The sequence below is a fragment of the Rhodoferax sp. genome (genome assembly GCF_014859475.1).
GTDB lineage: Bacteria > Pseudomonadota > Gammaproteobacteria > Burkholderiales > Burkholderiaceae_C > Rhodoferax.
Map to the genome: position 1 here is coordinate 1 of NZ_JACUUE010000110.1, position 8077 is coordinate 8077.

General features: G+C 61.8%; 8 protein-coding genes. 1 reads left to right on the plus strand and 7 read right to left on the minus strand.

Features of this window, described 5'->3' with window-relative positions; all coding sequences use genetic code 11:
- Both IBX54_RS10040 and IBX54_RS10045 read right to left on the minus strand, forming a co-directional pair.
- Nucleotides 1-1838: LapD/MoxY N-terminal periplasmic domain-containing protein (locus IBX54_RS10040; protein ID WP_296542518.1), on the minus strand; the 1838-nt coding region annotated here is incomplete at its 3' end.
- Between the two features lie 36 nt (nucleotides 1839-1874).
- Nucleotides 1875-2507, minus strand: a complete 633-nt coding sequence (locus IBX54_RS10045) for a transglutaminase-like cysteine peptidase (protein WP_296542519.1) — start codon at nucleotides 2505-2507, stop codon at nucleotides 1875-1877.
- A gap of 173 nt (nucleotides 2508-2680) precedes the next feature.
- On the opposite strand from IBX54_RS10045, the gene IBX54_RS10050 reads away from it, so the two are divergent.
- Nucleotides 2681-4507: a TolC family outer membrane protein gene (locus IBX54_RS10050; protein ID WP_296542520.1), complete on the plus strand. Its 1827-nt coding sequence runs from the start codon at nucleotides 2681-2683 to the stop codon at nucleotides 4505-4507.
- Nucleotides 4508-4615: 108 nt separating this feature from the next.
- On the opposite strand, the gene IBX54_RS10055 is transcribed toward IBX54_RS10050, so the two are convergent.
- The 5 genes from IBX54_RS10055 to IBX54_RS10075 form a co-directional block, all read right to left on the minus strand.
- Nucleotides 4616-5143, minus strand: a complete 528-nt coding sequence (locus IBX54_RS10055; RefSeq protein ID WP_296542521.1) for a TPM domain-containing protein — start codon at nucleotides 5141-5143, stop codon at nucleotides 4616-4618.
- On the minus strand, nucleotides 5143-6078 hold the full coding sequence (locus IBX54_RS10060; protein ID WP_296542522.1) for a TPM domain-containing protein: 936 nt from the start codon (nucleotides 6076-6078) through the stop codon (nucleotides 5143-5145). Before IBX54_RS10060 ends, IBX54_RS10055 begins: the two co-directional genes overlap by 1 nt.
- Nucleotides 6075-6662: a LemA family protein gene (locus IBX54_RS10065; RefSeq protein WP_296542523.1), complete on the minus strand. Its 588-nt coding sequence runs from the start codon at nucleotides 6660-6662 to the stop codon at nucleotides 6075-6077. Before IBX54_RS10065 ends, IBX54_RS10060 begins: the two co-directional genes overlap by 4 nt.
- 132 nt (nucleotides 6663-6794) lie before the next feature.
- Nucleotides 6795-7955, minus strand: a complete 1161-nt coding sequence (locus tag IBX54_RS10070; RefSeq protein WP_296542524.1) for a magnesium transporter CorA family protein — start codon at nucleotides 7953-7955, stop codon at nucleotides 6795-6797.
- Nucleotides 7956-7984: 29 nt separating this feature from the next.
- Nucleotides 7985-8077 (minus strand): hypothetical protein (locus tag IBX54_RS10075; protein ID WP_296542525.1); only part of this gene is annotated, 93 nt, incomplete at its 5' end.

Consider the following 8077-nt stretch of genomic DNA (forward strand, 5'->3'; position numbering starts at 1 on the left):
CCCTGCGCCACCACGGTGATGCCGATGGCGTGCGCCACTTTGCACAGGCCCTTGAGGAATTCCTGGTTGCCCGCGTTGCTGGCGATGTCGCGAATGTAGCTGGGGTGCACCTTGATGTAGTCCAGCCCGAGGTCGGCGAGCTTGCCGCTTTCAGAAAAGCTCTGGCCAAAGTACTCAACGCCGACGCGACAGCCCAATTGCTTGAGTTGGTGCGCGAGGTCGCGGAAAGCGTCGAACTGTTTGAAGACGCCGTATTCGGGCACCTCAATCAAGAGGCGTTGGCAGGCCTCGGGGTGGGCTGTGAGCAACTGGGTGAGTTCATGGCGGAAGCTGAAGTTGGCCACGGTGGCGGCCGACAGGTTGACGGCAATGTCGCCCGCCGTGCTGCGCAGGTGCTCGATGGCCAGTTTCACCACGCCGAGGTCGATGGGTGCGGTCAGGTTGAGCTGGGCGGCCATCGGCATGAAGTCGCCCGCCGACAAGAGCGTGCCCGCGGCGTCCACCTGCAGGCGAATCATGCCTTCCTGGTGCAGCGGGTTGGTGCCATCGCACGACATCACCGGGTAAAAGCTCAGTGCCAGTCGGCCGTCGGCCACGGCCTCGGTGAGCAGGGCACGCCATTGCGCGGCTGGCAGCGCGGCTTTGGCGGTGCTGTCTTCGCCCGCATGCCAGCTGTTGGGCCCCTGGCTGGCAGCCTGGGCCAGCGTTTCGTCGGCGCGGGCCAGCAGCTCGCTGATGTTCTGGTGATGGCGGTAGCGCACGGCGCCGATGTGGAACAGGTCGGGCACCCGGTCACGCCATTTCGGCAGCAGGTTTTGTACAAGACGTTCGTGGATGTCGCTGGCAAGCTCGACTGCGGTGGTAACGCCGGGGCAGACCACGGCCAACTCGGCACCCTTGAGGCGGCCCGCCTGCCGACCGGGGTGCTCGCCACTGTTTTTGTCAAGCTCCTCGGCCATGTGCTTGAGCAGTGCGTCGGTTTGTTGGCGCCCGAGTTGGGCGTTCAGGTTGTCGAGGTCTGGCAGGCGCACCAGTACCAGTGTGCCAGTAGAGCCAAACCGATCGCCCTGCACAGCCTCGTGCAGCTGTGACAAAAAGTAGTCGCGTCCCGGCAGGCCGGTGACGGCATCGTGGTTGACCTTTTGGCGCATGGCCTCAAGGCGCGCCGCTTCGTCGTTGAACATGGCCTTGAGCCGCCCGACCATCTCGTTCATGGCGTGCGCCACGCTTTTGAATTCGGGCGTGCGCGGCTCGGTGATGGTCAGGAAACGGCGCTCGGCAATGGCCTGCGCCTGCCCCACCACTTTACCCAGCGGCCGCGTGATGATGCGGATCAGCACGGTGCCGACCATGCCCGTGATGGCCGCGCCAATGACAAACCAGAGCAGCAGCTCGATGGTGCCGTCCCACAGGCTTTGGTAAGCATAGCTGTCGTGGCTGGCCAGCGTCAGCGTGCCGTACTGGTTCCAGCCGTCCTGGACCAGCGCCTGCCCCGGCGCGGTGCGGATGGGGATGAGCTTGACAAACCAGTCGGGCGCGCCCGGCTTCAGGTCGGCGGCCACGCGCTCCACCAGGGTCTGGCCGGTGGGCGAGACAATGCGAATGAAACGGTAGTGGCCGACATCAAACTGCGCTGCCACCAGCAGCCCGACCATGACCTCGTCTTTTTCCAGCTGCGTCAGCGACAACGCCAGGGCGTTGGCGTTGTCGATGTTTTTCACCTGCAGTTGCTGCTCCAGGTAGTGCCGCGCCGAAAGCACGCTGACCACCATGCTGCCGCCAAATGCGATGGTCATGACCAGGGTGATGGCAATCCAGAGTTGTTTGATGAGTGACATGGTGGGCTCGCTTGGTGGTAATTGGGGGGTTGATCTTCACAGGCCATCCTGGCGCATGCGTTCGAGCACGTCGCGCCAGCGCGACAGGCGGGCGGTGGGGTCGGCCACAGAGGTGGTGGCGCCGCCCACCCACAAGCCTTCGCCATTGAAGCTGAAAACGGGGGTCAGGTCAGGGCGCTGGGAGGCCGGGCGTATGCTGCTGATCAGGTTGTCGAGAAGTTTTGGCTCTGCCGTGGGCTCTTCGTAATAGCCCAGCACCATGTGCGCGATGGGTTTCAGGGAGCCACTTTGGGCGCGCACATAGATCATGCGCAACTTGTCATTGCCGATGCCCAGCATTTGCAGGGTGACGTATTTGGCGATGGAAAAGTCTTCACAGTCACCGGCGCCCCGGCCGATGAACTCCAGCGGTGTGGCCCAATAGTCGTTTTGTTGCCACACGATTATGTCATCCTGAAAAAGGTGGCGCCGGTTAAAAAATGTGTTGACTTTGGTGAGTTTGTCCAGGTCGGGCAGGGCGCGCGATGCTTCGATCATTTGGCGCCATGCTGCCACCGTTTCTGCGGCGTGGGTGCCATAGCGTTCCAGTGCCAAGGCTTGCGTTTTATCAAGATCGGGGCTGGCAAAGGATTGAAAAATGAGAAACGGCAACACCAGCAAAAAAAACAAGCACGCGCTTGTGCCCTGGCCGCGAAAGCGACACGTCCGAGTGGTGTGTGCAGGAATGAGAGTCATTTGCAAAAGGATTTGGGAAAATCACAAATCGAGTCATAATTATTTACATCTGTTGGTGTGATAGGGTAATTCTTTCTGATTGTTACTAAAAAATATTTGGGGGTTATATGAATTCCAGAGATAAAAAGTTTTCTATTTTGGCGCTGGCTGTGCTTTTTGCCTATGGCGCCCAGGCGCAAACCTTGCCTGATCCGATGGTACAGGCTGTGCGCAAGGCGGTCACCACCAACCCCGAGGTGCAGGCGCGCTGGAATGGCTTCAATGCTGCCCACAACGAGCGCGATGTGGCGCGCGGCGGCTATTTTCCGCGGCTCGACCTGACCGCCACGACCGGTCGCGAGAACCGCGATACACCCTTGATCGATTATGGCCGCTACAACTTCAACGCGGCGCAGCTCACCCTCAATCAAATGCTGTTCGACGGCATGTTCACGGCCAATGAAACCAAGCGACTGGGTTATGCCAAGCTGACGCGCTACTACGAGTTGCTTGAGGCCTCCGAGACGGCAGCCCTGGAGGCCGTGCGGGCCTATGCCGATGTGGTGCGCTACCGCGAGTTGGTGGATGCCGCCACGCAAAATTATGTCGAGCACAAACAAACCACCCAACTTGTTGAAGAGCGCGCCAACGCTGGCGTCGGTCGCCGGGTGGACGTTGAGCAGGCCAACGGCCGCCTGGCGCTGGCCGAGTCCAACTTGCTGACCGAACTGACCAACCTGCATGATGTGAGCGCGCGCTACCTGCGCGTGGTCGGCGAAAAGCCACCCGCCAGCCTGCCGACCTTGCCGGAGCCGTTCAAGCTCGGCACCATGCCCGAGTCCACCACGGCCTTGATGCGCGACGGCCTGCAGGGCAGCCCGACCTTGAATGCCGCCGTCGAGAACGTTCGCGCCTTCAATACCGCCATTGAGTCCAGCAAGGCGGCTTATTTGCCGCGGCTTGACTTGCGCGCTTATGCGAACCGTGACAACGACACCGGTGGCATCAGTGGCAACACGCGGGTCAACGGCATTGAACTGGTGCTTAACTACAACCTGTTCCGGGGCGGTGCCGACAAGGCCCGCGAGCGCCAGGCCGTGGACCAGAAGTACCAGGCACGCGATCTGCAAGAAAAAGCCTGCCGCGATGTGCGTCAGACCCTGTCGATCGCCTACAGCGACGTGCGCAGCCTGAGCGAGCAGCAAAAGTACCTGGATCAGCACCGCCTGGCAACGGAAAAATCGCGCGAGGCTTATCGCCAGCAGTTCGACATCGGTCAGCGCACGCTGCTCGACTTGCTTGACAGCCAGAACGAATATTTCGAGGCCACGCGTTCCTACATCAATGCGCGCCACAACCAGGCCACGGCGCAGGCGCGCACGCTGGCCGGCATGGGCCAACTGGTGTCCGCAGTGGGTGTCAAACGTGACGATGTGCCGAGCGCACAAGATGCCGGCCAGGACCGTGCTGGCATCGACCCGGCCGAGTTGTGCCCGATCGAAGAGTCTCTGGTCGATACGCTGGACCAAATCAAGGCATCGGTTGTGATTCCGCCGCGCGCCCGGGCTGTCGTGCCAGCTGCGGCACCTGCTGTCACCAAAGTGAGTTTGGCGGCCGAGACGCTGTTTGATTTCGATAAATCGGTGCTCAAGCTGGACGGCGTGGCCAGGCTCGATGAACTTGTGGCCCAGATCAAGGGCGTTCAGCTTGATGTGGTGATTGCCACAGGCCATACCGACAGCGTTGGCACCGAGGCCTACAACCAGCGTCTGTCTGTGGCGCGCGCTGAAGCGGTAAAGGCTTATCTGGTGAGCCACGGCGTGGATGTCAAGCGCGTGCGGGCGATTGGCAAGGGCAAAACCGAGCCGGTGGCCGACAACGCCACCGCCGAGGGCCGCGCCAGGAACCGACGTGTCGAAGTCTCGGTGCAGTCAATCGCGGAACCCGCCAAGTAAAAGCCGACCCGGCCTGAGCCGTCGTCGCGAGCCAGCCGAATCGGCCCGGTACCGCACACGGACCTTGAACAGAGAAGCCTTCACTGCGTTCGCAATGACGGACTTGCTTTACGAACCGCTTAGTAGCGGTGTGTCGGGAAGCTCATTGGGGTTGCTTTGCCCGGCTTGCAGGGCAAAGTGGCTTTGCAACAGCGCCGACACTTCCTGCACGGCCTTGGTCAACCCGCCTTCAAAATCACCGGCCTTGAACGCTGTGCTCATGCCTGCCACCAAGCGTGGCCAGGTGTTCGGAGCCACCCGCTCGTTCAAGCCCCGGTCGGCCACAATTTCAATGCGGTGCTCGGCCAGCAGCAAATAGATCAACACACCGTTGTTGTTCGCGGTGTCCCAGACCCGCAGCTTGCCAAACATGGCCAGCGCGCGCTCATGCGTGATCTGCGCCATGCTGGCGGGCTGCCACAGATAGCTCAGCGGCAGTCCGGCCTCGATAAAGATGCGTATTTCGCCGCTGTGCCCTGCTTCGCTGGTCGCCACTTGCGCGGCCAGCTTGTCCAGCAGCGCGGGTGGCACGGCGCACTGCGCCGCGTCATCGCTTTGCCAGCGATGTTTCAGGATTCGGGTCAAACGCGTCCACATTACCAGTCTCCCGAGGCGCCACCGCCGCCAAAATCGCCACCACCGCCCGAGCCGAAGCCGCCACCGCCGCCAAAGCCACCTCCCGCGCCGCCGCCAAAGCCGCCGCCATGGCCCCAGCCTGCATTGCCACCTGCACCCGGCCAGCCGCCGCGCTTGCCGGGTATGTTTTGCACCAGGGTAAAGATCATGGCAACCACGCCCACCAGACCGGCCATCAGCAAACTGGCCGTCAGCCCCATGGCGATGATGCCAGCCACGCCGCCGGTGGCCATGGCACCGAGCCGGTTACCCAGAATGCTTCGGGTAACCGCACCGATCACCGGCACGGCGACGAACATGAAGATGCCCAACTGCATCCAGTCAAAATCGCTAGCTGGCTGGTGGGTTTCGCCCGGCGCGGGCAAGGCCTCGCCGCTGATCAGCGCCATGATGCGCGTGACGCCGGCATCAATGCCGCCAGCGTAGTCGCCCTGTTTGAAGCGCGGCGTGATGGCTTGGTCAATGATGCGCTTGGCTGCCAGGTCAGGAATGGCGCCCTCGAGCGTTTTGGCCACCTCGATGCGCAGCTTGCGGTCTTGCACCGCCACGATCAGCAGCAGGCCGTCGCCGATGTCTTTGCGGCCAATTTTCCAGCTGTTGGCCACCCGGTTGGCATAACTGGCGATGTCTTCGGGCTGGGTGCCGGGCACCAGCAACACCACAACTTGCGCGCCGCTTGACTGTTCGAAGGCGTCCAACCTGGCCTCAAGCGCCTCGCGCTGGGTGCCTGACAAGGTGCCTGCGGTGTCGATCACGTGAGCAGTCAGGGCGGGTACCGCCTGTTGCGCTTGCGCGGTGCCAAGTGCACCCCATGCCAAAAAGCACAGCAGCAACAACGACCCCAAGCACCGGAAATTCGGCAGTGAGGCGTGCAGGCGCCGCAGCAAGACACTCATTTTTTGTTGAAATCAACCACCGGTGGCGCCGAGATGGCGGCTTCGTTCTGCACCGAGAAGTTCGCCTTGGGGCTGTAGCTGAACACCATGGCGGTCAGGTTGCTTGGGAAACTGCGCGCCAGCACGTTGTACTCCTGCACCGCCTGAATGTAGCGGTTGCGCGCCACTGTGATGCGGTTCTCGGTGCCTTCGAGTTGCACCCGCAAGTCGCCGAAGGCTTGATTGGCCTTGAGGTTGGGGTATTGCTCGACCACGACCATCAGCCGGCTCAGCGCCGAGCCCAGCTCACCCTGGGCTGCCTGAAACTTGTTGAAAGCGGCTGGGTCGTTGAGCGTTTCGGGTGTGACCTGGATCGACGTGGCCCGGGAGCGCGCTTCGATCACCTTGGTCAGCGTGTCCTGCTCGAAAGCGGCTTCGCCCTTGACCGTGGCCACAATGTTGGGCACCAGATCGGCACGGCGCTGGTACTGGTTGAGCACCTCGCTCCAGGCCGACTTGGTTTGCTCGTCCAGGCGTTGAAAGTCGTTGTAACCACAACCCGTCAACGTCAGGGCTGTCAGCAAAATCAAAAACCAGCGTTTCATAAATAGCTCCATAAAAAAAGGGCCGATCAACCTGGCGACCAGATGAGGTGCAGATGATTACTTTGCAAGTATCGCAAACTACCAATTGCGCGGCCGATGATTGCCGCGGCGGGGTCGTGCTGCTGGCTGACTTCAGCGGGCCGAGTGCGCCAGATAGCGTTTGCGCCAGAAAAAAAGGCCCAGTCCGCCCGCCGTCAGGGCCATTGAAATCATGGCCAGCCAGAAGCCATTGCTTCGGTGCAGCAGCGGAATGAAGTCGAAGTTCATGCCAAAAATACCAGCGATCAGGTTCAGCGGCAAAAAAATGGCGGTCAGCACGGTGAGCGTGCGCATGATCTCGTTGGTGCGGTGGCTCTGCGCATTGAAGTGCATTTGCACCGCCGTTTCAGCGTTTTGCTCGAGCCGTTGCACGTGGTGCAGCACGCGTTCGATGTGTTCCAGCACGTCGCGGCTGCGCACCTGCAGCAAATCCCGCTGGTGTCGGCTCAGTAACTCGTCGTGCTCTGGCCAGCTTTTCAATGCCTCGATCCAGTCCTGGATGGCAGCGCGCTGGTCTTCGCAGATTTCATCGAGCTGGTGCAAGGACAGGCGCGCGCTGAGCAGGGCGTTCCAGTTGCTGAAGCGGCTTTTGGGGTTGATCAGCTCGGCCTGCCAGTGGTCAAGCTGTTGGCTGAGTTCACGTCGTAGCGCCAGGTAGCCGTCCACCATTTGGTTGACGATGCGCAGCATCAGGTCGGCAGGGTTGGCTGGAATGCCGCGCCCGCCAAGAGAGAGGCTGTCGGGCGCGCCCGGCATCAGGCCGGCCTGCGCAGCGCTGTCGCTGGTCGCCATGAGCCGCAGCGCGTAAGCATCGCGCAGCGAGAAGTCGGCGGGGTGCACGGTCAGCAGCACGCGGTCGAACACCACGAAGCCGACCGGGCTGGTGTCGATGCGCCGCAAGATGGGCGGACCGCCGCGCCGGGGCAAGTGTTTCAGGGGCTGACTGGCTGCTGTTGCGTCGGCAGCGCCCATCACCAGGCCGCGAAACACCAGCATGTCGTATTGCGAGGTGAAGTCAAAACGTGAGGGCAGTTGCGCATTCAGCAGGTCGGACAGGTGGAGGTCGAGCAACTGCAGTTTGCACAGGGTTTGCAAGGCCGTCTGAATCGGCAGTTGCAGGCGCTCAAGTTCGGCGCGGGTGCAAGATAACCACACATAGCCAGACTCTGGCAGGTCCAGACTGGTCAGCGGCTCAGGGCCATCGCCCGCCGCAATTTCAGTAACGCGACTACCGTGGATGGTAAAGATGCGCATGGCACATTAAAACTGGCCAATGGACGGTTTCAGGCACGCAGCAGCCGTGCGGCATCGCGGGCGAAGTAGGTCAGGATGCCATCGGCCCCGGCGCGCTTGAAGGCCAGCAGGCTTTCCATCAT